Raw genomic sequence first — 23979 nt, forward strand, 5'->3', positions numbered from 1 at the left:
TCATCCGCAATTACTTGGCGAAACCCGGCAGTTCGCCATTTTGATCTCAAAAGGCAGACCTGATGAAAGACATGAACACTGTGTACGGCATGGCGGCCACTCCGGCGCATGTGGAACACCCAAGAACACCCGATTACGTGAAACCGGTCACGCGTGTGTGCGCGTATGCCATGCTGGCCATGCTGATCGGCTACACCGTCCAGCTGATCAATGCGGTGGGCGATATCAGTGTCCAGGAAAAGAACGTGATTCTTTTCTGCTCCGCCGTGACGCTGCTGCTGATCATCCCGATCATCGGCCTGAACATCTATTTCGTCTCGCGCCACCGTGCATCCAGCACGGCCGCCGAAAACTCGTCACCGCGCCTCCACGCGATCGGGAAGGAGGCTGCGTCATGGGCTAAACCTGTCGCCATCATCGCCGTCCTTACCTTGTTGAGCTGGGGTGGGACGCACTCGCTCGACCTGATCAGGTAGCCCGCCCGCGACGCACCCTGGTTACGCAAACTACGTCTCCATTCTCCCACTCCCTGCAAACCATGCAGCTCGCTACTTCTGCATGAAAATACTGTTGGGATCTTCGCTGTAATCGCCGAACGGTCCGCGCTTCCGGTACCCGCACCGTTCGTAAAAGGCAATCGCTTCCGGCTGCAGATAACCGGTTTCCAGCATGAACCGGGCACACCCGCGCCGCCGGCCTTCTTCCTCGAGCAGTGTCAGCACGCCCCGGGCCAGGCCCAGTCCGCGTTGGTCGGGCAAGGTGAACATCCTTTTCACTTCGCCGTACTCGCTGCTCAGCACGAGTGCGCCGCACGCCAGCGCCTTCCCCGTCCCGTCACGTGCTACGGCGAACAGGACATTCGGCTGGCATAGTGCCTCCATGTCGATGCCGTGATGGCTTTCGGCCGGATACAGCGGCACTTGATATTCATCGAGCAAGGTGATGAGGGTTACAATTTCCGCCTGTCGGGGCGATTCGAAGGAAATGTTCATGGCAAAAGGGGCAGTGGTCCGCAGACCGTTGTCAAATTGAGCAACATGATTCTACTATAGTAGAATCCACTATGGTGGAAGAATGTCTAATGACCTGGACGGCGTCATCGCCAAACGCCTGCGCGAAGAGCGCCTGGCTCGGGGATGGACGCTTGAGCGCCTGGCCGCCGAATCGGCCGTGAGCCGCGCGATGATCTCGAAAATCGAACGTAACCAGACCAGTCCAACTGCGGTCCTGCTCGCCCGGCTCACCGGCGCCATGAACCTCACCTTGACATCGCTGATGAGTGAACGAGGGGTGGCGTCGCCATCGGTTCGGCGGATGCATGACCAGGACGTATGGCTGGATCCGCAGACGCGCTATATGCGGCGCCTGGTTTCCGGCGGCGACGCGGAGGTGGAGATCGTCGCGATCGAGCTACCCGTGGGGGCCGTTGTCGAGTTCGGAGGATTGCCAGGCGACCTGCACGAAGAGCAGGTGCTGATGCTCGAAGGCGTCCTGACCCTGCAGGCCGGACAAATTCAATCGAGCCTTCATCCGGGCGATGTTGCGCGGTTCAGCGCCGATCAGGTCCACGTCTTTTCAAATCACGGGCAATCGGTGGCACGCTATCTGGTCATCAAGCGGCAAGCGTGACTTCGGCTGCCTGGGCATCCAGCCTGCCCCATCATTCCACTCGACTATCCCGAGCTTCCGTCATGTCCCGGGCGTGCAGCGGAACACCTTGCAGCAGACCGCCGGACACGCCAGCACCTCGACCACGGCGACCCCGCCTGGGACTCATGCTGTCGCGTGGCGCCTTCGGCCGTTGAGGCGCACTGTGCTCGCACAAACGCGCTGCCAATCTTATCTTTCGGTCCTGGCTGGGATATTCTCCACGTACCGATTAATCACTGAAAACTATCCCTTGCCGGAACCGATCTCGAACCAGCGCCGCGCGCACGTGCGCAGGTTGCTAAAAGTAGAAGCCTCGCTCAGCGACAACGCGAGCCCGCACGTCTGGCGTGCCCAGCTGATCGATATTGCGCGCATGGGGGTTGGATTCGTCACATCTGAAATACTGCCGGAAGCACGCCACTATGTGCTGGACTTTCGCTTTCCCGACAGTGACATCCACGACAAGGTCGAGATTGTCATCGTCTACCGGCGCGCCATAGGCACCGAGGGTCGCTATCACTACGGCGCCCGGATCCACGCCATGACGCAGGATTGTGTTGACCGGATCGTCGAGTATGTGACCCGGGCGGAGCCGCATATTGGCCAGGTTCGATAGCATGGCGTTCCCCATTGCGTCCGGTCGACATACCGAATCGGAATTGCCATGACTGCTGAGTCGGTCCGATTATGCGCTCTGGATTCTCATTACGGCTCGTCAGCCGATCTGCCGCTCGAGAGGACGTTGACGATTGTGCCCCACAGCGTGGTGTATCCGCATGCTTTGCATCTCACGCCACGCGTACGGGAGATTGCGAATTTCGCGTTGGAGAGGTTAGCTGAGGACTGGGTAAAGTTACGGGCAGCGTGTTCTTGAGCGAGCGATCCGCTGTGGTACTGCGGACAGTGCGGCAAGATTGCATGAATTCGCATGCTGGCCCGCTCGCCCTCAAGACGCCGCTGCCGCCTTCAACCCCGCCGCAAGGCGCGCGTTCTGGCGCTCCGCGTAGCCCTTCAGGAACAGGATCAGCAGCGCGGAGAATATCGCCGCTCCGGTCAGCGCGTACCAGCCGGCGTGAAAGCCGCCCGACCAGTCGCGCAGCCAGCCCAGCGCCTGTGGCCCGAGAAAGCCGAAGATACCGCCACCGAGTGCGGTGATCCCCATCAGCGGGCCCACGTCTCGGCCGCGCATCAGTTCCGAAATGGTCGGGTAGAGCTGGTTGGTCGAGGCCAGGCCCAGCGAGATCAGCAAGGCGGAGGCGACCTCGAACACCAGCAGGTTATGCGAGGTCATCGCGAGACAGGCCGGGATCATCAGGATCATCATGCCGGCCAGGACGTTCCAGCGGTTGAAGCGGTCGGCCAGGTAGCCGCTCAGCGGGTTCAGGACGATGGCCAGGATGTAGGACATGCTGATCACGGCCGCGGCATCCGATGCGCCGAGCCCGAAGTCGGCTTTCAGCACCGACGGCAGGAAGAAGGTGGCGGCGAAACCGCCTGCATTGGTCAGGCCGAGGAGTGGAATCGTCCACACGATCGGGTATCTGAAAGCGGAGAAGGCGCCCTGCCCTTTCGGGCCGCCTTTCTGGATCACTTCCGGGCGCTGCTGGTAAAACATCGAAAACACGACCAGGCCAGCGATGGTCATGCCGCCGAAGCCCATCACGGCTTCACGCCAGCCCCAGGCTTCAGCCAGGCTGGCGCAGAACGGCGCACCGAGCACCGTGGCCAGGGCCGAGCAGGCACCCAGCACGCCCATCGCGCGTCCTTTCAGGTGCGGGGGCGCGGTCAGGGCAATGGCCGTCATCACGCACACGAAGGCCAGGCGATAGCCGAAGATCCACAGGGCGCGCGCGGTCAGGCCCTGGCCGAAGCTTTCGGCCACCGAGAGACCGAACAGGCCCGTGGCGAGGATCGCCATGCCGATGATCAGGATGCGCTTTTCGCCGTACTGCTTGGCCAGGATGCCGGCCGGGATGCTGACCACCAGCGCCACCAGTCCGTACACGCCGGTGAACAGGCCCATTTCCGAAAAGCTCATCGCGAAATCGTGCTGGATCGCCGGCAGCAGCGGCGCGAAGCCCAGGCTGGACATCTGCAGCGCCATCATCGCGATCACGGTCGCCAGGTAGTAGATGACCCAGCGCTTCTGGGGCGCCAGTGCCGGTCCTGCGTTGTCTGCCATCATGTTCGTGTCTCCTTGGATGTTTTTGATCGTGCCTTGTCAGATGGCGCCGTCAGCCTTCAACCGCTCGAACTGTTCCTCGCTGTAGCCGAGCAATTCCCGATACACTGCCTCGTTGCTGGCGCCCAGCGTCACCGCCGGCTTGTCGAAGCCCGTGAACGAATTCGACATCCGGATCGGCAGGCCGCCGACCACGATGTCTTCCACGGCGCCGTAGGTCGGGTGCTCGAGCTTGGTGGTCTCGCCGCGCATCAGGAGATTCGGGTCGCGCATGGCGTCGGCGGGGTTGCGCACCGGGCCGCTCGGCACCTCGAAATCGGCCAGCAGGTCGGCTGCCCGGGCGGTCGTCATGGTGCGGGTCCACTGGCTGATCATGTCGTGCAGCGCGACGTGGTTGCGCACGCGCGCGTCGCGCCCGCCGAAGCGATCGTCGGCCAGCAGCTCTTCGCGGCCCATGGCGCGGAACAGGCCGGCCACGAACTCGTCCTTCGGCGCGCAGATCGAGATGTAGCCGTCGCTGGTGGGGAACACGCCGAACGGGGCCAGGCGCGCCATGAAGTTGCCGGACCGGGTAGGTCGGCCCAGCTTGACCATCATGTCGAAGGGCTCGGCCGCCACCAGGGCGCTCAGGGCGCCCAGCAGCGAGACGTCGACGTGCTGGCCCTGCCCGCTGGCGCGCGCCTGCATCACCGCGGCCAGGGTGCCGATGGTGGCGAACAGGGGCGCGGTGAGGTCGCCGAACGGGACGCCGACCCGCACTGGTGGATCGCCTTCATTCCCGGAGGCCAGCATCATGCCGCTCATCGCCTGCACGATGTTGTCCATCGCCTTGTTCTGCTTCGGGTTGACGTTGGCCCCGAAGCCGCTGATCGAGGTGAACACGATCCGCGGATTGACTTCGCTGCAGGCACGGTAGCCGATTCCCAGGCGGTCGGCCACCCCGGCGCTGTAGTTCTCCACCACCACATCGGCCTTGCGCACCAGGTCGAAGAAGATCGCACGCGATTCCGGGTGCTTCATGTTGAGCGTGATGGCTTCCTTGTTGCGGCCGCGTTCCAGCATGGCGAGCGACAGGTCGTCCTCGTGCTGTTTCGCGACCTTGATGCCCTCGCGGCCCAGGTAGGGCGAGTTGGTGCGGGCCGAATCCGGATTTCTCGGGTTCTCGACCTTGATCACGCGCGCGCCCAGGCCGGCCAGCAGCAGGGTCGCATAAGGACCGGCGAGCGCCGTGGTGAGGTCCAGCACGGTGACGCCCTCGAGCGGGCGCGGAAGGTTGTCGGTATTCTGTTGCATGCTGTCCCCTAGTTCTGCTTGGTTGCTTGAATGCGGTTGGCGATGAATTCTTCGACGATGCGGGTCATGGCCGCGTCGTCCCACAGCCGGGCGTCGACCATGTTGGCTTTCAGCTCGACCACTGGAATGCCGGCCTCCTCCAGCGCGACTTTCGTCATGCGGTTGCCGAACGAGGCCATCCGGTCGTGCGTCGGGGTCAGCATTACCGCGCCATCGGCGCCGTAGATGCGGGCCTGCTCGATGATCCAGTCGGCCATCCATGGCGGCACGTGCAACTGCTCGTTCATGCTGACGTGGCGCGAAGCCAGCGCGCGCATTGCCTGGCCCGGCTCAGCGCTGAAGTAGCGGCGGTAACCATCGGACAGGAAGTTCGAGTACATCGACCAGACGAAGACGGCGCCGTATTTCTCCTCGAAGGCGCGGTAGAACTTCGTGTTGAACCACAGGCCGTTGCCGACCCATAGCAGGCGGATGCGCTCGTTGCTGCAGGCACCGACACCGGCAGCGATGCGCTCCCGGACCTCGTCGCGGTAGGCGCGCAAGTGCCTGACGGACCAGTCACTGCCGCGGTCCCAGGTCGGTGCCATGACGTTGGCCAGCTGTTCGGTCAGCGGCACCGGGCACGGACGGGCGGCGGCGATCAGGTCGCGCACCTCTTCCACGATCTCGCCAGCCTCGTTGATCCGGTCCATCTGGCGCACGAATTCGGCATGATCGAAGCCGCGGCCGCTGAGCGTCTCGACGGTGCGCACCAGGGCGTTGAGCTGATCGACCTGGAAGTCGAGGCGATGAGTCTCATACAAGGCTTCCCAGTCGCGGTGCGAACGGGTCCACCAGCGCTCGCCCAGGACGGTGCTTGAACTCGACTCGAGCGGGAAACAGGGCACGCCGCCGTAGGCCTGCGACCACTTCTCCATGATGCGCTGGCCATAGTCGTCGCGGAAGCGGTTCAGGAACAGCATCGGCTTGGGCAGGCCGCCATACGGCGCCAGGCCCGAATCGGTATCGAGCGTGGTCATCAGCGGCAGGCTGGTGTAGCGCGGCAGGCGTTCGTGGTAGCCCAGCCTGTCCATCACCGAGAAATAGTGCGGCGACAGCTGTTTTGCGGCCACGATCGCCGAGTACCACACCACGGGCACGACGGGGATGTCCATGGTGTGCAGGATCTCGGCCGGCGCAACGGCATCCGAGATCACGTAGGGCTCGCCCCCTTCCAGCACCCGTTTGCGAAAACCGATGAAGTCCTCTTTCTGGTGCTCGTTCGCGAGCAGCGTCGAGCGCAGGCGCCCGTCCTGCGGCTTGGGTTGGTTGCTCATGGCGCCCTCTCTTCGAGCAGCGCCCGGATCGCCGCCTGCTGGGCGGCGCGGTCGGGCGCGCGATAGGATTGACGCTGCAGGAGCACAGCCGGAATCCCGCGCGCCTCCAGCAGCCGTTTCTGTTCCGGATAATCCCAGCCGAGGGTGTCGTCGAACTCGTCGTGGAAGAACACGACGCCCTCCACCCGCGCCTGCTCGACGATCTCCAGGAAGCGCCGATCCTGGGCAGCCTGGGGGAAGGAGCGGATGCCCGGCGTGTGCAGGTGGTAGTGCTGCGCCAGCGCAGCGAGCGGCTCGATGCCTTCGTCCACCAGGTGCTCGAAACCGCGTTCCCCACTGACATGGTCGTCGGCCACGATATGCGCGTTCAGCGACTCGACCAGCTCGTAGAACGCGGCATTGTCGTGCGGCGCTCCCTTGACCATCAGGCGCATGCCGGTGCGCAGCGGCATGCGCGCGGCTTCATCGCAGGCATCGCGCAGCATGGCCGCGGCCGCGGCCGGCCCGGCATAGCCCGCGGCGCCGGTGGCGCGCAGCATGTCGGCGCCCGCAATCCGGCCCTCGCGGCGCAGTGAGTTGAGCGCCTGCAGGGCCGCCCGGCTGCCGTTGACGACGGCGATCGCCTGGCGCAGCCCGGCCGCGTCGATGGCGCGCCCGCCCAGCTTCTCCAGCCGGGTCTTCAGCGCGGCCAGCCGCCCCAGTACGTACTGCCCGGTCGACAGGTAGGGAGTGTGCAGCACGTCGAACAGCACCACTTCGGGAAACGTGGTCTCCGGCAGCATGCGGCGCGTCTCCAGCAGGAAGTAGTACAGGTAGAGATAACCGTTCGAGCTGCGCGGGATGACGATCAGGTCGGCCAGGTTGTAGTGGCCGGTGACGACGCGCTGGTACACCGAACGCAGGTCGCCGTCGAAGTCGTCGTCCAGGAAGCGCTCGGCCAGCGGGGTATCCTCGCGCGGGTCGCCGCTCATCAACAGTGGATGGGCGCCGGCTGCGACGATCAGTTCGACCGGCGTAGCATTGCCGAGATAGGCCACCACGGGAGTGCCGGCTGCGCGTGCGCGCGTGGCGCCGGCAAGGCGCTCGTCATAGGCCCGGCGCAGGGCGTCAAGCGGTCCGGAGGGGCTCATGCGTTCATTCCTTCCTGCGGCTGCGCGCGCGGATCGGTGACTACGACGCGCTCGCCGTCCCAGGCGAACTGCGCCTTCATCCCGGCGTCTCTGGTGATTTTCTCGACATAGGCAGCCACCGCACGGCCACGCTCGCAGTCGCCGAGCACCTCCGGCTGGCCGCTGCCGCGGATCCAGACCGGCCGGAAGCCGGCGCTCACGCGGCCGCCGGCACCGATCCGGAAGTCGGCGATCATGGTGTTGCGCGATTCCGGGTGGAATGGATAGCACGCGCATTCTGGGTCGGGGGTGAAGCCGAACAGCTTGCGGCGGCGCTCGGCCCAGGCCAGGCGCGCCGGGTGTGCATTCTTCTCGACATTCAGGGCGCGGGTTACGGTGACGAAATTGCCCAGGCCGTGGAAGATCGGCCTGCCCTTGTGGAACTCGATGCCGCGCGCAATGTGCGGATGGTGACCGACCACGATGTCGGCGCCGGCCTCGATGGCGGCGCGCGCCACCGGCCGCTCGTACATCGCCAGCTGGGCCGGGGTATGCACCAGGCCCTTGTGCAGGGCAACCACCAGCACGTCGACCTCGGCGCGAAGAAGCTCGATGTCGGCCTGCATCGCCTCCAGCGTGGCGGGCGTTGCAAAGGTATAGGTAAGCGGCGGCCCGCCCGGATTGGCGCCTTCCTGCTCGTAGTGCGAGAGCACGTGCACGTAGGCGCAGCCGGCCTTGCCCGCCCCGGCCCAGGAATCCCTGGGGCCGACGCAGTTGTAGCTCAGGAAGCCGAAGCGCAGGCCGTTGCGCGTCAATACCGCCGGCTGGCGCGCCTCGACCAGGTTCTGGCCGGCCCCGAAGGACCCGATGCCGTTCCCGCGCAGGGCAGCCATGGTGTCCTCGATGCCCTCGGCACCGCGGTCGCAAACGTGGTTGCCGGCCAGGCTGGCGGCATGGAAGCCGGCCCGCGCCAGCGCGGCGATCTTGCCCGGGTCGGCCGCTTCCGCCGGAATGTCCGACTGCAGCTCGGTCCCGCGCAGCGTGTACGGCGTCTCGACATGGCCGACCAGCAGGTCTGCACTGAGCAAGACCGCGCGCGAGGGCTCGAAGAAGAAGTCCGGGTCCGGTTCGTCGAGGACCAGGTCCCCGACCATCATCAGGCTGGTCATGGCTTTCCTTTCACGATGGGCAGCACCAGGTGCGAGGCGTGCACGGTGTCCCGGTAAATGGTCCAGCTGGGGGCAGGGTCGCGCACCGCGCGCAGTTTCTCGCGCGGGTCGGCGCCGGTCAGGGTCAGGCGGTAGCGATGGCCGGCCTGGAATACGTAGGACACCGGCATCAGGTCGAATTGCAGGCGCACCGGCCGGCCCGGCACCAGCGGCCTGGCATCGGCTTCCAGGTAGGTCGGCCACAGCATGCCATCCGGCAGCCTGTAGGGCGCCTTGCCGAGCTTGCGCAAGGAGGCCTTCAGGCGTCCCTCGCTCACCATGGTGATCCCGCCATCCGGGGCCACGTCTTCCAGGTAGGCGAACAGGGGACCATCCGTGGCGGTGGCCGATACCCACAGGTCGGCCACCGGGAAGCCAGTGACTTCGGTGTCGGCCTCGAGCACCGGACTGGTGAAGGTCAGGCCCTTGCTGTCCTGCGGACAGGTTGGTCCCAGGACGCGGTTGCCGTGCGGGCAAGGCAGCGGCTCGTAGTCGACCTTGAACGTGATCGGAGCAGCCGTCGCGCCGGGGGCACGCGCGCCGAAGGCATGGTCGTTTGGCGCGAGCCGCGAGGGCGCGCCCAGGTAGAGACGGGTCTTGCGCGCGGGGCGCAGCGGCCATTTCTCTGCGGTACGCCATTCGTGGCCATCGGGCGCGCCTCGCACGTTCGCGGTGGTGTAGTGGATACGCGGCTCGTCCATGATGCCGTTCCTGGCATCCTTGAGCCAGTAGTCGAAAAAGCGCAACGCCTCGGCGGTCATGGAAAAATCCCCGCTTTCGCAGTGGCCCCAGGGTCCGATGATCAGTTTCGTCGGCTGCGGCAGGTTTTCCAGCACGATCAGCCCCTGGCCGCGGAAGTCGTCGTTCCAGCCGCCCTGCACGTAGACCGGGACCCTCGACGCCCGCACCTGGTCGACATGGGTGCCGATGCTGCCCTCTTCCCAGAACCTGCTCCCGGTCAGCGGTGATACCGAATCGCGGAACGGCATCCCGCTCCACAGGTCGAGCAGATCGGTGTTGGCTGCGTGTTCGCGCGCGGCCTGGGCCAGCAGGACCTTGTCCCCGTCGCCGTCGACTGGCGTGGACCGCATGTCCTGCTCGAAGCTGCCTTGCGGTCCGGTACCCCAGTTGGCCAGGATCCCGCCGCGCAAGCCGCCGCTGTACTTGTCCCAGTTGAAGCAGCCCGCGAACACGGCCTTCAGGGCCGGACTCGGCATGGTCAGGAAATGCATGGCGGCGTCGCCGGTGTTCGAGCAGCCGAAGCCGCCCACCTTGCCGTTCGACCAGGGCTGGGTGGCGGCCCAGTTGATCAGGTACTGGGAGTCGGCAGCTTCCTTGCGGTCGTGGTAGCCGCGGCGTACGCCAAAGGAAGCTGCAATGCCGCGCCGCTCGACCTGCATGTAGACATAGCCGTGGTTGGCGAGCTGGATCATCTGCAGGCTGAAGCCGCCGGCACCGGAACGGTCATCCGCGTCCTTCATGCGCTGTCGTGCCGCGGTGGCGTGGTAGATCACCGGGAACGGGCCGGGCAAGGCCACGCCATCCTTTGCCGGGCGATAGATGTCGGCCGCCATCCGGGTCCCGTCGGGCATCGGAATGTACATCGAACTCATCACGACCTCGTTCTGCGCGGCAGGCAAGGGCTTGCCGAAGGCGCCTGACGGCGTGGGCGGGGCCGACACCGCAGCGGCCAGCGACGCCGTGCCGGCCGCGCACATTACCGCGAGCAGAACGACTGCCAGGCCGGATCTCCTCATGGCTGTCCCTTCCGATCCGCCGGGCCGCGCGTCATCGGACTGGCGCAGGAGCCGGGAGTATGGTTCGTGCTGCCGCGGGAAGTGCCTGTCATGCCATGCCTCCGGAATCTAGTTATCGATTATATTGGTTATATCGTATAATTGTTTTGACCGGAACGCAAAGCAAAAATCCATGGGCGCCGGTGTAGATGTCGAGGCCCGCCACGACGCGTGGTTCCATACCCAGCCATCGCAGTCAAGCAAGAAAATCCGCAGGCATCCCCGCACGGCATCCCATACCCGGTTCTTGCATATAATGCTGTCCCCACATAATCAGGACCAGCACGCCCAGCGGGCTGGGCTTCAATCACTTTCGCCCCCATGCCGACCAAAAAGCAAAAAGAGTTCGTCGACGCCGTCCAGGAAGCCGCCGACCAGCCCCTTAACCAGGACATGCTGTTGAGCCTGGTTGGCTACAACTGTCGCCGCGCGTACCTGGCCATCATGCCGCTGTTCCACGAGCGCATGAGCGAACTCGACCTGCGAGCGGTCGACTTCTCCGTCCTGAGCCTGCTGCTCGCGAATCCGAACATCACGCAGAAGCGCCTGTCCGGCGCAATCAATGTGTCGCCGCCCAACCTCGCGATCCTGCTCGATCGCCTGGAACTGCGCGGGCTGCTGGTGCGCCAGCGTAATCCGCTCGACAAGCGCTCCCAGACCCTGGTGCTGACCAGGGAAGGAGCGCGCATGGCCGCGCAGGCCGAGCAACGCGTTGCCGCGCTCGAAGCGGAAGCGACGGCGGCACTCTCCGACGCAGAGCGTGCCCAGTTGCTCAAGCTTCTCCAGAAGCTCTTCACGCCGGCGTGTGAATGATCCCGCATCGTCCCGCCGCGCATGAACAGTGTCGGGATCGGTATCCGCATGATGCCGACCCTGTTACCACTTCTTGGTGAGCGACAGCGACACGAAGCGGCCCACGGCGGAAGCAATCTGCGAATCCCAGGCACTCTGGCCGTTGATCACCACCGGCGGCTGGCGGTCGAACACGTTCAGGGCATTCGCCGACACGATCACGCCGCCCAGGCCATAGCGCGCGCCCTTGTCGAATGCGTAGCTCACCGTCAGGTCGGTGGTCGTCTGGCTCGGCACGCGCGTGTTCGGCACCAGCGCCGTGTTGGTGTAGTCGCCGGTGTAGTTCGCGAACACGCTGGCACTCCAGTTGCCCGTTTTCCAGCCGAGGTTGGCGCGCATGCGCAGGCTGATCGGGTTGCCGAGAGTGTCGACGGCATCCACGAACGGGCGGCCTGGCACGTTCGAGCGTTCCAGCTTCAGGATCTTGGCGACGTTGAAACCGACCAGCCAGTTGCCGTACGCGTTATTGAAGGTGTAGCGGCTATCCAGGTCCAGCCCCTGCTGCCTCAGGCTGCCCAAGTTGCTGCGGCGGCCGTCGACGATGACGCCGATGTTGCCCGGCGCTTCCGGCGGGCTTTGCAGGTTCGGGCTGGCATACAGGGCATTGACCGTGGCGGCCGACGGGTTGCGCTGGATGTAGGTGGCGAACAGCGCCTCTTCGGCCAGCACGGCGCCCGGCACCACGTCGATGCGGTCGGTGTAGTTGATCTTGTAGTAGCTGGCCGTCAGGTTCCAGCCGCGCACGGGTTTGATGTCGAGGCCGAAGGACCAGGTCTTCGCCTCTTCCGGTTTCAGGTCGGGATTGCCGCCGTTCACCAGGATGCCGCGCCGCACGCCACCCGGCGCGGTCGGGTCGGTAAAGTTCTGGACGAAGATGTTGGTAAGTGACAGGCTGGACAGCGAGCCGAGATTGTCTACCAGCGAAGGCGCACGGAACGAGGTGCCGTAGGTCGTATTCAGGCTGAACTTGTCGTTGACCGCCCAACGCACGCCCACCTTCGGATTGGTCGTGCTGCCGAAGTCCGAATAGCGCTCGTAGCGGGCTGCCAGCGACAGTTCGAGGCGCCTGGCCCAGGGGGTCGCGTTGGCGCTGCCGATCAGCGGCACGAACAGCTCGGAGTATACCGACTTGACCTGCCTGCTGTTCTGGAGTTCCGAGAAGGCCGGCGTCGGGGTAGGAGTGGTGACGTTCTGCAGCAGGCCCTGCTCGAACTCGACGTGGCGCGCCTCGGTGCCGACCGCGAGCCGGACGTCGCCGCCGGCAATCGTGAACAGTGGGCCGTCCAGCTTGACGGCAAACGCGGCCTCGGTATTGATCGCGTTCTGCTCCCGATAGGCCACCACGCCAGGGAACCCGGGATTGCTGCCGGCAACCGCGCTGAATGGATTGAGGCTGCCGTCGGCGATCGCCACCCCCAGTGCGCGCGTATTGATCAGGCCCACGCGGTGGACGAAACCCTTGGTGCGGCCGTAGGTAAGTGAGCTGTTGGCCTGCCAGCCGTTGTCGAACGAATAGGTCAGGCCAACCGTGTTCAGGGTGTTCTTCTCCGTGCCGCCCAGGTTGAGGTCGACGTCGTCGAACAGGAAACGGTAGGCCACGGTCTGCGAGGTGGCCGGTGGCGCGCCGGCCGGACGCACGAAGTACGGGCTGGTGCTCGGGACGGTCAGGTTGGAGCCGACCGGAGCCACCACCTGGTTGTAGTCGCGTTCGGAATACAGGCCCTCGTAGAACACTTCGAGGCGGTCGTTGAAGCGGTGGAACGCATTGCCGTAGACGGTATCGCGCTTCTGCGACGGAAGGTAGTCGCCGAAGGCGCCGGCGTCGAAGCGGTTGCCGGTGCCGGCCACCAGCTGGGCCGGGGTCAGGTTCACGCCATTCTGGCCAGCCGGGATCGGATAGATGGTCGTCCCGATGAGCACGTTGCCGGGCGCCGACTGGGTCGAGCGCTGGTCGGTGCCGCCGTAGCGGCGCAGGTCGTTCGAAAAGAACGGGCGCGCGCTGGCAGACAGGCTGCCGCGGTCGTTGTGCTCGTAGGCCACGAACACGCTGCCCTCGTCCCAGGTCTTGCCGAAGGTCTGGCTGAAGATCTTGTGGTTCATGCCGTCGGCGTGGCCGTAGCGCACCGATGTTTCGGCGGTATCGGTGTTGCTGCGGGTGATGATGTTGACCACGCCTGCCACCGCATCCGAACCATAGATCGCTGACGCGCCGTCCAGCACCACCTCCATGCGCTGGATCGCGGCCGCAGGGATCTGGTTCGGATCGGACAGCGACTTGACGACCCCGCTGGCGGCCACGCGGCGGCCGTTAACCAGCAGAAGCGTGGCTTCGTTGCCGATGCCGCGCAGGTTGATGCCGGAAGTGCGCGTGGTATTGGCCGAGGCGTCCTGGGCGCCACTCAGACGGCTCTCGTCCGCGCCCAGACTGATCACCTGCGGCAACGTACGGGCGATGTCGCTGCTGTTGGTTGCGCCGCTGGCTGCGATCGCATCCCGGCCCAGCGAGAGCGCGGGCGAACCGACCGCGCCCACGCCGCGGATGCTGGAGCCGGTCACCACGACCTCCTGTATTTTCTGGGGCGCGGCAGCGGCAGCGGGTTCGGACGGCGGAACGGGCGCAGCCGATGCGTCGGCCGCGCTCTGGGCCAATGCCGTTGCGGGAATGCCGCAAGCCAGGCACGTAGCCGCGAAGGCGATCGCCGTCATGCGTTGGCGCGTGGCGCCGCGGGCGCAGCGGTATTCGGCCACTCCAGCGCCGGAACGGGTGGATAGGTAGCTGGGCACGTTCGTCTCCGTATAATGGTTATAAATCGTATTGTTTATATCCTATAACGATTTCCCTCGATTGCAAATATCTTTTGCGATTTCACGGAGATTTTTTGGTTCACACAATAATGGTTATGTTCTATAAGCGGATGAGCGTGACGAGGATCGGCTGGCGGCGTCCTGCCGCGATGAATCGCCAAGCCTGGACGGGAGGACCCTGCCCGCGAAGATGGGCAGGGGAAGGAAGAATTCAGGAGCGCGCACCCCTACGTCGCGCGGCGCCGGTGTCGCCGGGACCTCGCGCGGCGCAAAGGCGCAGCGCTATTCTGTACGGATGGGTTGCGTCGCCATGCAGCGCGGCAGGACCTGTCCGGGAAGGGCGAACGGCGCAGTGCCGGCCGCCTCCAGGGTCCCCAGCAGCGTGCACGCGTCGTAGGGCCGCAGGAACGGCGCCGGCGCATGGTCGACGAAATGCGATGCGCCCAGCCCGGTAGCGCCGGCCAGCGCCGTCATGCCGCGCGCCGACGTGTCGGGCCAGTTGCCGCTGCGGATGCGCCCGACCAGCGCATGCACGCCCGCCACCACCTCGGCCGGGGTGAAGGCGCAATGACCGGCGCTGTGGGTATAGGTCTGGCGCAGCTGCGCGCCCTTGCCGGCCCGCTGCACGGCCTGCTGGTACTCCTGTTGCGAGGCCGGCACCGAGATCGCGTCGCCAAGTGCATTCATGGTCAGCACCGGCATCGCCAGGTCGCCGTCGAACACGCTGGTCGCGACATAGGCCAGGGCCTGCGGATCGGCGCGCACGCGCGGCGCCCGCTCCAGCGCGGCCAGGTCCTGGTCGAGCGACAGCCCCGCCTTGCGGTACATGCGGCGCACCAGACCGTCGCGGTCTGCCGCGGCCAGCAGCGCACCGTAGTCGACGCCGGTATTGGCGCTGACGTTGCCGCCGCTCAGCCTCTCGAGCTGGTGACGGCTCCCCATGCCCTGGCGCAGCAGGCCACGCACCAGGCTGTCGGCCAGGCCGCGCGCGCGCGCCTCGTCGTCACCCGCAGCCGGTTCCGGTTTGCGCGGATCCGACCATTCGGGCAGCTGCGCGATCCGCGCCGCAAGGGCAATGCGGGCGCGCCCGGCCGGCGTCTTCTCGGCCGCTTCCAGCATGGCGGTCCATGCGGGCCAGGCGCCGGTCTGCCAGTCGTCCGGGATGCCGGTCACCGGCAGGCCGGACTCCGGCGCCAGCAAGACCTTGGCGATGAACAGTCCATCCAGCTTGCCTTGCCACTGGCCGACCGCCCCCGACAGCCCGCCGCAGCGGATCATGGCGCCGGCCCAGCGCTTCGGGTAGGCCTGCATCGACACCGCCCCGACGTGGCCGCCCTGCGACTGGCCGAACTGGATCGGCATGGCGGCCTTGCCGTACCTGGCCTCGAACAGGTCGAGGGTCTCGATCGCGTTGGCGGCCGCCTGGTGCAGCTTCCAGCCTGTCACCGTGCGGGTGGTGCCAGCGGTCGCGTAGCCTTCGGCCTGCAGCGCCAGGGACTCGGGGCCCGGCGCGGCGCTGGCATAGTCGAGGCCGACCAGCACGGCGCCGTTCCAGCGCTCGGGCATATCGAAGCGGTATGGCGTGCCGTCCTTCAGCGTGCCTTCGGTGGTCGCAACAGGACCGGCGGCGCGCGCGGCGCCGGCCAGCGCGGCGCAGGCAGCGAGCACCAGGAGTTCTCTTCGCCCAACCACGGCTCGCGCCATGCGAATGCCCGACAGCGGCGTAAGCGGCTTCTCGAAAATCATCCCGGCCTCCAAAGTGCATATCACATTTAATATTTATATATTATAACGAATACACGATGTGGTACAAGCAGGTTAGTTATTGTTCATAACAATGGCTGCTTGGCGGTGGAGACGGGTGTGCCAGGCCCGAAGCTGGCCATGTCAGGCGGCCGAAGGCAAGGCGCGCTGGCTAATCCGGGGACGGCGGGGCTTCCAGGAAAACTTTCTGCAGCAATCCAACGAGCTGGGCGCGCTCGGCGTCACTGAGCATGGAGGTGGCCTTGCGCTCGAGTTCGGTGACGGTCTTCTCCGCCTTGGCGCATAGCTTGCTGCCCTCGGCAGTCAGGACCAGGGTTTGCGAACGCTTGTCGAGCGGATTGCGCTGGCGCACCAGCAGCCCGCGCGTTTCCAGCCGGTCAAGCAGGATCGCCAGGTTCGGTGGCGACACATTGACTGCCTTTGACAGGCGCTTCTGGGTGATGTTGGGATTCGCGTTCAGCAGGCTGAGCACGGCGAAATCGACGGCGCGCAGTTGCAGCTTGCCCATCCGTTCGTCGAAATGCGGGATGATCGTCAGGTAGGCGCGCCGCAGGTTGTAGCCCACCAGACTCAGCAGCAAGCGCTGATCGAGCGGCTGCCCCGCGGCTTCCTGCACGGCGTCGGCGAGTTTGGCGTCTGGGCGCTTTGCCATGGTCATAGTTTTGAAATAAAACTATTATAGGTAAAAAATGTTGGCGGACAAAGCGCGTATCGGCAGTGCAAGGCTTGCGCATCCATTGGGGTGATGGCCGACACTGCGGGAACAAAAAGGCCTTAATTAAGGCGCTGTGCGCGCTAATTGGGGGAACTGCCCGCCGGAATCACGGTCTGACTTCCCGTTGAGATACTTCATGTATATCAGGAGCGACATGGGCACGGCGGATGTTCGAGTACTGATCGAAGCGTTGATGCAGCAACAGCTTTCAGAAGATCAGGTCGCATTGCTGCAGGGCTTTCTGGCCAACGTCGAGCAACCAGGCCAGTGCCATCGCCAGATTGAGGAAGCCGCCGGCAAGCCGCCATGTCCACATTGTGGATGCCAGCGCTCCCACCGTTGCGGACAGGCCAGTGGCTTGCAGCGCTATCGCTGCGTGGTGTGCCGGCGCAGCTTCAATGCCTCGACCGGCACGCCGCTGGCCCGTCTGCGCCTGCGCGAGAAGTAGCTGCAATACCTGCAATGCCTGATCGCGTCGCCCCCTGTGCGCTCGGCAGCCAGGTGCGTTGCAGTGGCCCAGTCGACCAGCTTTCGATGGTGCCACCGTTTCCATCGCGGCCTTGTTCCGGGGACCCCGTCCGCAGCTTTCCGGCATCGTCGATTGACGAAGAAGGAGTGCTCGCTTGCAAGCGAGCACCGCTGCATAGGCAACGAGCGGTGCTCGCCGAACCCCTACTACGCCTTATCATCTGGAATCACAGAAGGGCTCGCGCCACTTGGATCGCCCGCTACCCAAGCGCGGCGGCAAGGCAAGTCGGCGCGGCAATAGCAGCGAGCTGGACTGCATCCACGTTGCCCGCGACCGCAACCGGCAAGCCTGCGACTTCGTCACGGGCCGCGGCCCAGTCACTGCTGGCCAGCTGATGAAACACCTGAAGCCCGTACTGGCGCCCGATGTGCTGCTCGTCAGCGATGCCACCAAGGCGTACGAGGCATTTGCGAAGCGGGCCGGCATCGCGCATGAAGCGATCAATGTGCGTGCTGCCATTCGGGAACGCGGCGCGCTCCATATCCAGGGTGTCAATGGATGGCATGGCCGCTTCAAGACCTAGCTGCTGCGATTCAACGGTGTTGCCAGCCGCTACCGGGAAAATTACACCGGCTGGCTATGTGTGCCCGATGCCGCAGTGCGGACGACACCGCGGCAATGATTGCGCAATGCCGTGGCGCCAGCCTAGGGGCATCGGCTTTTTGTCGCGCTCGGCATGCAAGAACATGGATCTCAAGTCGAAGCTTCTCGCATTCGTGCAGCGGTTTTCGCACACTCGAGATCTTCTCTAGTAGTCACGAGAGCGCTCCACGGTATGGATTAACGGTTCGAAAAAAGCGTCCTGGAACTGAGGCAAGCGTAGCTGCACCTGAGGGAGGGCAACGATACCTCAAAGGGAGGTGTCAGGCTATCAGCAGATCATCCAGGGTAGACGATGTCCACTGACTGCAACGCAAACAGGTAGTAGCGTGCATTTCGATCTGAATTAGACGAGTGAGGCCCACTCGTCCCATTAGCAGAAGAAATGATTGGCAAATCGTAGCTTGAGCAAGTACAAGTTAAACCATGCCGCGACGGGCCTGCTCCGCCGCCAACGAAGTCAGACTCACGAACACAAATCGGTTGCGACGACAGCAGATCTATATCGACCAAACTACGAACAATGACGGTCACCATCTCCACGCCCCCTCGAACTGTTCCGCGAGGCGGCAAGCATTCCTGCGCCCTACCATTCTTATTTCCGCGAGCAAGTAAACGGCGCATTGGGTCTCCGTCCGTTCAGCCGTCCGCTGTATCGCAGGTAGGCATGCATGGATGATTTGCACTTCGGAAGCGGCCTATCCTACCGGGGGCCCTGGTCGCCACGTCTAGACCTCACTTAAATGGCGAGTATTAGATCCAATTCGGATAAGCTCCACCAAATGCGCGAGGAGAGTAGCTCTCTATCAGATGCAGATCTGAATCAGAGACCTTACTTAAGCTTTTCAAAAGCGAATACTTCTCTATATATTTTTTAAACTTTGACCCTCGAGCAGCCAGTCCGTTATAGAATAACAACGCAACTTCAGCATTCGAAAGCTGAGCGCGTACAATCTTTGCATAAAAATCGGAATTTGGAATATCGGAATTATCAAGAAACTTAAAAATATTGTAAAGCAAAGTAAAATAGTGCCCTACTTCTTGCCCATTACCCCCGTAAAACTTCTCATACGCTTCGTCAAACGAGGTTTTATCAATCCCCGGCGATTGCCGTATAGCGGTCAAACGATTCAGGAAAAGTTGAATACTATCTCGCCCCTTAACAATGCCAGTTGAAGTTCGCAGATCAATACTCTGCAATAGTTCATTATGAAGAGCTAACAAATTATAAAAAGACGACTCAAACGCTTGCTGAGCTGTTAGACTCGCTTGTGCCAAAGCTATTTTCTTTGAATCTTCATTTTGCTGAGCCGTGAGCCGATATTCCTTTAGTTGCAAACTAAACGTGGCTAACAGAGCTAAGAGGCCGAGGAAGCTTAGTGTTGGGTTTAGTAGCCCCCCGATAAAATCGCCAAATTGCCCCCACCGCTCATGAGAAGAAGACAAGCCGTGATGAAATATCCAGAGATATATCCCAACCAAAGAAACTGCTATACAGACCGCAATTGCTGCCAGACTGCGCAGTCTTTTGAGCAGATCTTCCGCCTCATCCATTTTTTTCATAGACAGCAACACTAATAAATGAAGTTCCTCTTACCCACCTTATTTATGGCAGGATCCTTATATAACATCATTCGTATACACATTATGTATCGCGGATCTTTAACATAATAGTCTTTTCCTTTTTCAGTTCTGCACAAAACCGGGTTATCACCTGTCGACAACTCCCCAAGAATCGTACCGATTCCCATGTTGGTTTGCGGAACCGTATCGGGGAACTCCCTCCTGATCAAGTCGTCAATCACTCCCGAGTCAAACTGCGCTCTAGTAAGCTTCCCAACTACATATAATACCTGATTCCTCCTGGCAACTGTCGTGTCTCGGCTGTTCAGATGAAATTGAATGACTGAATAGGACTTACGAAGCCCTTTCATAAGCCAATCTTGGTCGGCTCCGGGTAACAGATCCTCATGATACAACCAACTGTTATCTTCTATTTTGTATGCAAGTGCTTCGCAGTATTCGTGTACCCGTTGCGGAATTCCCAAGGTCACCCGATACGTATGGGCAGATATTCGATTCCTTTGACTTTCTTCTAGTGATACTCCGAGCTGCGCAAATCCCCGACTAATGAATTCTGCCACCTGTCCGGCTGTAAGTCCGCTAATCTTCGTCAACTCTTCAATACGATTTGCAACTGAATCTAAATGGTCTGTTTTTGTATAATAATCCAATACTCCATTCGGCACCCCAACAATTAGAAAATTGACATTGTTTTGCGCATACTTGACGTCATCTAAAAGTATCACAACATTTGCCAACTCCTCCATTAACGCGGGCTTCGAAAAAATAGACTCAAGGTTATCAAGAACTATAATTTTTTTCAGATCGCTATTCTTCCGAAACTCGCGAAACGCTGATAGCAGTACTTCTGATTCAACCAGATCTCGACTGCCAGCGGCGCCGCCCGTGCAATACTCGTAGATCGAGTCACAAATTTCCTCGGTCAACGAATCTTTTCTAGCCGCATTTGCGCAATTTGCAACAATGTAGGGTATTCCGAGTTGGCTTAATACCTTTTTGTAAAGCCACGATTTCCCGTTACCACTTTCTCCGAAAATCAGTGTATGCGTATTCTTCGTTAGCGAACGGCTTAATTCCCTTTCCAGTGCCGGCCGCTGGACATACATTGCCTCGTTAATTTCTGAATTTCGTGGAGTAAAAACATCACTGATTGCTTTTCTTAGCGCCATTCCAGCCCCCTGCGGAATATAAATATTATTTAATTAGAACATATAATTTTAACACAAGCAACTTAATTTATTCGAAGCAACCTGAATGAGCACTTGCGGTGCACTGCTTCCGCATTCTCGCACTCTGATCTGGAAGTTTTGCCTATGCCTCGCTATTTGTTGTAGAGATTGCAAAGCCTCCGACGGCCGTTTCTATGCGCGACTGCCCACCTAGGCCAACCGCAGCTTGCGTGATGTGCGAGACCACTCTTGGGGTCGCGGGCCCTCCCCGCAGATACCGAAGAGCAATTTTCCTTGGAAGATTGATGCCCACGAGCAAAATTTTCAGAGTTTCTTGCAAAGTCGACCACGGCAGTGGCGGATGACGACCACGAACCGTCCACAGACGACCACGAATGCGGCCACACTCCGACCACAAAAGGCCACAGCGTGACCACAGCACGGCCATAAGGCGTCAACAATCAGCCCACATCCTCGCCGGCTTAACGTGTAGCGATGATTGGAAATCACGCAGGGGGAATCTCGCTCGCATTAAAGGAAGAGCTTTCTTCAACTGAAATACCGCTAGCTTGGTTGTAATCGTCGGAGAATTCAGAGAACCTAATCAAGAAGATTCCCTCAAACTGGGTATCTCCGCTGACTGGCGACGAGCTTTGGCCCCACCTTTGTGCGAGAGAGCAGCAGCATGCGCAGCAGGACGACGACACGAATAAGCCGAATGCGGCGCCAGGAAAGCACCTGAATACGCAGAAGCCCCGCACACGCCTACCGGCTACCAGCGCGTCGAGCAATTCTGATCAGCTGATATCCAAGTCGTCGAACATGACACGGAATCGACCGACCAGTTGCATTGAGTAGTTCGCTTCGGATCTGGTGGGAGTATATAGATAAGCGGTCTGAGCAGGTTATGATGTTTGCACAATGACATCCAACCCAGCGTGAGTACCTCTAAAATGTCACATGGTTTCCAGAAAGCATGGCGGTGGATCAGTCAGGCTTCGTAAGCCGACTCATGGTCTCGCCAGAGTATTATCGTAGGTGCCGCCAATACACTACCCACACGTGAATCTACATCCGTTTCTGCGAAACACTCATTGTAGCCTATCAATACGTATTGCGAGCAACTGTCGCTATGGCGGAATAAGAGATCGCTAGTCTTTTGCTGGGGCGTATATAGCGCCTATCCCCAATGCTACGCATGCGGCACATCCGCATGTAACATTTTTTAGCGTTCGCTTCTTCAGCCCTAACCAATCTCGGGACACGAATAAAACGAGGTCTTCGTCATGGAAGCAAGCGTTACTCAGACGCTTCGTCCTCTGCGTCAAAAATTCGTTAAGCGCTTTTTGTCTACCTACGACTCAGGGGTTTGCTGGAAAAATGAGCCTTCACGGAGACGTAGCCTTGAATACCGCCACTGCCGACATATCAAATTTAGCCTTAACCTACTCAATACCTAAGCACTTACGGTCTGTGCTGCTACGTCTGGCATTCTAATAAAGGTGGATAAAGCGTCCGTCAGCATAACCGGACGAATTGACATAGAAATTTACTCCGCTTTCAACCAGCGCATTTCTCGAAACAAAATCCGTAAAAACCAACGCGGTAGTGCATTTTCCGCCATGGGACTAGCAATCTATGCCGAACGCCACAATTTATGCAACTGTATTCGTCGTGGGCTCGCCGACATATTACTGCACGCCAGCGGCCACGTCCATTGGGCTGCCCCACTTCAGGAAAAACGCAAAGAATGGATCGGTCACGTGGAGCTCCTGATCTTCCTTCACCCAATCGATAACAGGTGTAGCAGCCTCATCATCGGCTGCGATCTCCGTCATTTTATCAAGCACTCGCGAAACCTCGTGTGCTTGAGGAACGTTCGTCGCTAAAATCTCACGAATCGCTGCACGCAGTGCTTCATAGTCAACCTTTTCCATGCCAGGTGCAAGTCTCGCTAAGCCAAGAAGCACCACACGGTAAATATCTGCAGTACCACCTGCGGTCAGCGGACGCGGCATTCTGTCTGAGCGCTGGCGCGGGCCTTTCGCTAATTTTTCGAACACAACTTTTCCGGTACTTTCCGCAATTTCTCTAAACAGGCTATCATTCACCGTTGTAATCTTTAACCGCTGCGACATAGTCGCCTTGACACTATTCTGCGCACAAAGAGCCTTACAAAACTCTTGCATAAGGTGTGGACTACCATAAGCCTCCTTTGCGAGTCGTTCTGATAATTGATCACTTATCTCAACGTTTAATAGAGGGAACCCCTTCTCTGGAATTTCCTTCAACTCATCAATGCTCCACACAGGCACGGGGATCCCTTCAAGTCGCCCAGTCATTTCCCGTTCGACCTTCACCGCATCATAACGTCGATGCGGAATTGCGATAATAATGACAGCATGACCGTCGAAGACTAGCGGCTTCAAGGCACGAATAACACTTGCCTGAAGCTTCCGTTCCAAGTAATGAAAATCATCAATAATTAGAGGCTTTCCTGTTTGGCGCAGCTGCGTTATAGCGGCTATACGCGGCGAAACTGAAAGGCTTCTCCGACCAGTCGATGAGGTTCTTTGCGTAATCGCTGTTCCGACTTTTCCTTTTGCCTTAGCTATTAATGGAATGGAGCCCTCGGCCTCAGCTTCCCCTCCGAGCATTTGTTCGGATTCGCCGGATTCCTCCATCTCCTTATCTGAGTAACCTCCTATTTCATCAAGGACAGCGGTCCATAGATCATTTTCAGAACTTACCGTCCCACCATCAATCCAAATGTTATCGCCCGTGCCTCTAGAATAAATCCGGTTGACCAACACAGTTTTCCCCGACTTCGTCGCTCCGGTAAGCGTCACCAGTTTGCATAGATTATCATCAACTGTTCTTAAGCTCTCCTCTAACTCCCTTTCGGCGCGTTGAATGTAAGTGTGCTTGGGCATACCGCCAGGGACGAACACTTGCGTCGCTTTGTAATGATTCATCAGTTGGTCCTGAGCCTATTTGGGAACGGATCACCACATGTTATCACAGAGCGCACATGCCGACGGCCCCGCCCAGTGCAATACAACTTATGCAACATAAATGAACGCGATTGGTTGCATAAGTCATGCGAGTCAAGCAGTTCGAGTCGTCGTGATCTGCACAGGCTCCATCTCTAGAAATTCAGAGCCTTGAAGAATAATCGAAGCTGCGCCGATTGTCAGCGATGCACGCAGCGACGATCCGCCGCAGGGGCAGCGATTGCATCAATTGCCGACAAATTATTCTGCATGCCTGAGACCTCTGCCTGTAGATTCGCCAGCAAGAAAGTGATGCCGTCAGTCGTTGGGCTGGCCAAAGGAGGGTGAACCAGCACCACTTTCAAAACACTTGATCTCCGCAGCGCGCATCGACAGTTCTACAGCGTCACGCAC

At 60.9% G+C, this 23979-nt stretch carries 19 protein-coding genes; 6 read left to right on the top strand and 13 right to left on the bottom strand.

Features of this window, described 5'->3' with window-relative positions; translation table 11 throughout:
• The first annotated feature begins 62 nt into the window (after nt 1–62).
• Complete coding sequence (locus OU994_RS20500) at nt 63–476, top strand: hypothetical protein (RefSeq protein ID WP_281607444.1); 414 nt, start codon at nt 63–65, stop codon at nt 474–476.
• Nucleotides 477–548: 72 nt separating this feature from the next.
• Here the strand turns inward: OU994_RS20500 and OU994_RS20505 are convergent, their stop codons facing one another.
• Complete coding sequence (locus OU994_RS20505; RefSeq protein WP_281607445.1) at nt 549–992, bottom strand: GNAT family N-acetyltransferase; 444 nt, start codon at nt 990–992, stop codon at nt 549–551.
• Between the two features lie 82 nt (nt 993–1074).
• Here OU994_RS20505 and OU994_RS20510 point away from each other — a divergent pair, with 82 nt between their 5' ends.
• Both OU994_RS20510 and OU994_RS20515 read left to right on the top strand, forming a co-directional pair.
• The gene (locus OU994_RS20510; RefSeq protein WP_281607446.1) at nt 1075–1629 is read left to right on the top strand and encodes an XRE family transcriptional regulator; all 555 of its coding nucleotides are present in this window, start codon (nt 1075–1077) and stop codon (nt 1627–1629) included.
• A 271-nt stretch (nt 1630–1900) separates the two neighbouring features.
• Nucleotides 1901–2266, top strand: coding sequence for a PilZ domain-containing protein (locus tag OU994_RS20515; RefSeq protein WP_281607447.1), 366 nt, complete (start codon nt 1901–1903; stop codon nt 2264–2266).
• Nucleotides 2267–2596: 330 nt separating this feature from the next.
• Here OU994_RS20515 and OU994_RS20520 read toward each other — a convergent pair whose 3' ends face one another.
• The 6 genes from OU994_RS20520 to OU994_RS20545 are packed head-to-tail and all read right to left on the bottom strand — an operon-like array spanning nt 2597 to nt 10515.
• Complete coding sequence (locus OU994_RS20520; RefSeq protein ID WP_281607448.1) at nt 2597–3835, bottom strand: nitrate/nitrite transporter; 1239 nt, start codon at nt 3833–3835, stop codon at nt 2597–2599.
• A 36-nt stretch (nt 3836–3871) separates the two neighbouring features.
• Nucleotides 3872–5125, bottom strand: a complete 1254-nt coding sequence (locus OU994_RS20525) for a CaiB/BaiF CoA-transferase family protein (protein ID WP_281607449.1) — start codon at nt 5123–5125, stop codon at nt 3872–3874.
• A gap of 8 nt (nt 5126–5133) precedes the next feature.
• Nucleotides 5134–6441, bottom strand: a complete 1308-nt coding sequence (locus OU994_RS20530; protein WP_281607450.1) for a 2-hydroxyacyl-CoA dehydratase family protein — start codon at nt 6439–6441, stop codon at nt 5134–5136.
• Complete coding sequence (locus tag OU994_RS20535) at nt 6438–7571, bottom strand: 2-hydroxyacyl-CoA dehydratase family protein (protein WP_281607451.1); 1134 nt, start codon at nt 7569–7571, stop codon at nt 6438–6440. Before OU994_RS20535 ends, OU994_RS20530 begins: the two co-directional genes overlap by 4 nt.
• Entirely contained in the window at nt 7568–8719 is a 1152-nt protein-coding gene (locus OU994_RS20540) for a CapA family protein (protein ID WP_281607452.1), read from the bottom strand. Before OU994_RS20540 ends, OU994_RS20535 begins: the two co-directional genes overlap by 4 nt.
• Nucleotides 8716–10515 carry a CocE/NonD family hydrolase gene (locus OU994_RS20545; protein ID WP_281607453.1) on the bottom strand — a complete coding sequence of 600 codons (1800 nt, stop codon included), beginning with the start codon at nt 10513–10515 and terminating at the stop codon, nt 8716–8718. Before OU994_RS20545 ends, OU994_RS20540 begins: the two co-directional genes overlap by 4 nt.
• Before the next feature lie 360 nt (nt 10516–10875).
• On the opposite strand from OU994_RS20545, the gene OU994_RS20550 reads away from it, so the two are divergent.
• Nucleotides 10876–11367: a MarR family winged helix-turn-helix transcriptional regulator gene (locus OU994_RS20550; protein ID WP_281607454.1), complete on the top strand. Its 492-nt coding sequence runs from the start codon at nt 10876–10878 to the stop codon at nt 11365–11367.
• Nucleotides 11368–11430: 63 nt separating this feature from the next.
• Here the strand turns inward: OU994_RS20550 and OU994_RS20555 are convergent, their stop codons facing one another.
• The 3 genes from OU994_RS20555 to OU994_RS20565 all read right to left on the bottom strand — a co-directional run bounded on the left by OU994_RS20555 (nt 11431) and on the right by OU994_RS20565 (nt 16627).
• On the bottom strand, nt 11431–14190 hold the full coding sequence (locus OU994_RS20555) for a TonB-dependent receptor (protein ID WP_281607455.1): 2760 nt from the start codon (nt 14188–14190) through the stop codon (nt 11431–11433).
• 303 nt (nt 14191–14493) lie between these two features.
• On the bottom strand, nt 14494–15879 hold the full coding sequence (locus OU994_RS20560; RefSeq protein WP_281607456.1) for a hypothetical protein: 1386 nt from the start codon (nt 15877–15879) through the stop codon (nt 14494–14496).
• A gap of 247 nt (nt 15880–16126) precedes the next feature.
• On the bottom strand, nt 16127–16627 hold the full coding sequence (locus OU994_RS20565) for a MarR family winged helix-turn-helix transcriptional regulator (RefSeq protein ID WP_281611676.1): 501 nt from the start codon (nt 16625–16627) through the stop codon (nt 16127–16129).
• A gap of 217 nt (nt 16628–16844) precedes the next feature.
• Between OU994_RS20565 and OU994_RS31770 the strand changes: the two genes are divergently transcribed.
• Together OU994_RS31770 and OU994_RS20575 are read left to right on the top strand one after the other, a co-directional pair.
• Nucleotides 16845–17138 carry a hypothetical protein gene (locus OU994_RS31770; protein WP_373922474.1) on the top strand — a complete coding sequence of 98 codons (294 nt, stop codon included), beginning with the start codon at nt 16845–16847 and terminating at the stop codon, nt 17136–17138.
• 268 nt (nt 17139–17406) lie between these two features.
• Complete coding sequence (locus tag OU994_RS20575) at nt 17407–17742, top strand: hypothetical protein (protein ID WP_281611770.1); 336 nt, start codon at nt 17407–17409, stop codon at nt 17740–17742.
• Between the two features lie 830 nt (nt 17743–18572).
• On the opposite strand, the gene OU994_RS20580 is transcribed toward OU994_RS20575, so the two are convergent.
• From OU994_RS20580 to OU994_RS20590, 3 genes are all read right to left on the bottom strand, one after another.
• Entirely contained in the window at nt 18573–19373 is an 801-nt protein-coding gene (locus OU994_RS20580; RefSeq protein ID WP_281607457.1) for a putative phage abortive infection protein, read from the bottom strand.
• Nucleotides 19374–19393: 20 nt separating this feature from the next.
• On the bottom strand, nt 19394–20572 hold the full coding sequence (locus OU994_RS20585) for an ATP-binding protein (RefSeq protein WP_281607458.1): 1179 nt from the start codon (nt 20570–20572) through the stop codon (nt 19394–19396).
• A gap of 1691 nt (nt 20573–22263) precedes the next feature.
• Nucleotides 22264–23547: a hypothetical protein gene (locus tag OU994_RS20590; protein ID WP_281607459.1), complete on the bottom strand. Its 1284-nt coding sequence runs from the start codon at nt 23545–23547 to the stop codon at nt 22264–22266.
• Nucleotides 23548–23979: the final 432 nt, after the last annotated feature.

This window comes from Pseudoduganella sp. SL102, from assembly GCF_027856995.1.
In the GTDB taxonomy this organism is placed as follows: Bacteria; Pseudomonadota; Gammaproteobacteria; order Burkholderiales; family Burkholderiaceae_D; genus Rugamonas; species Rugamonas albidiflava.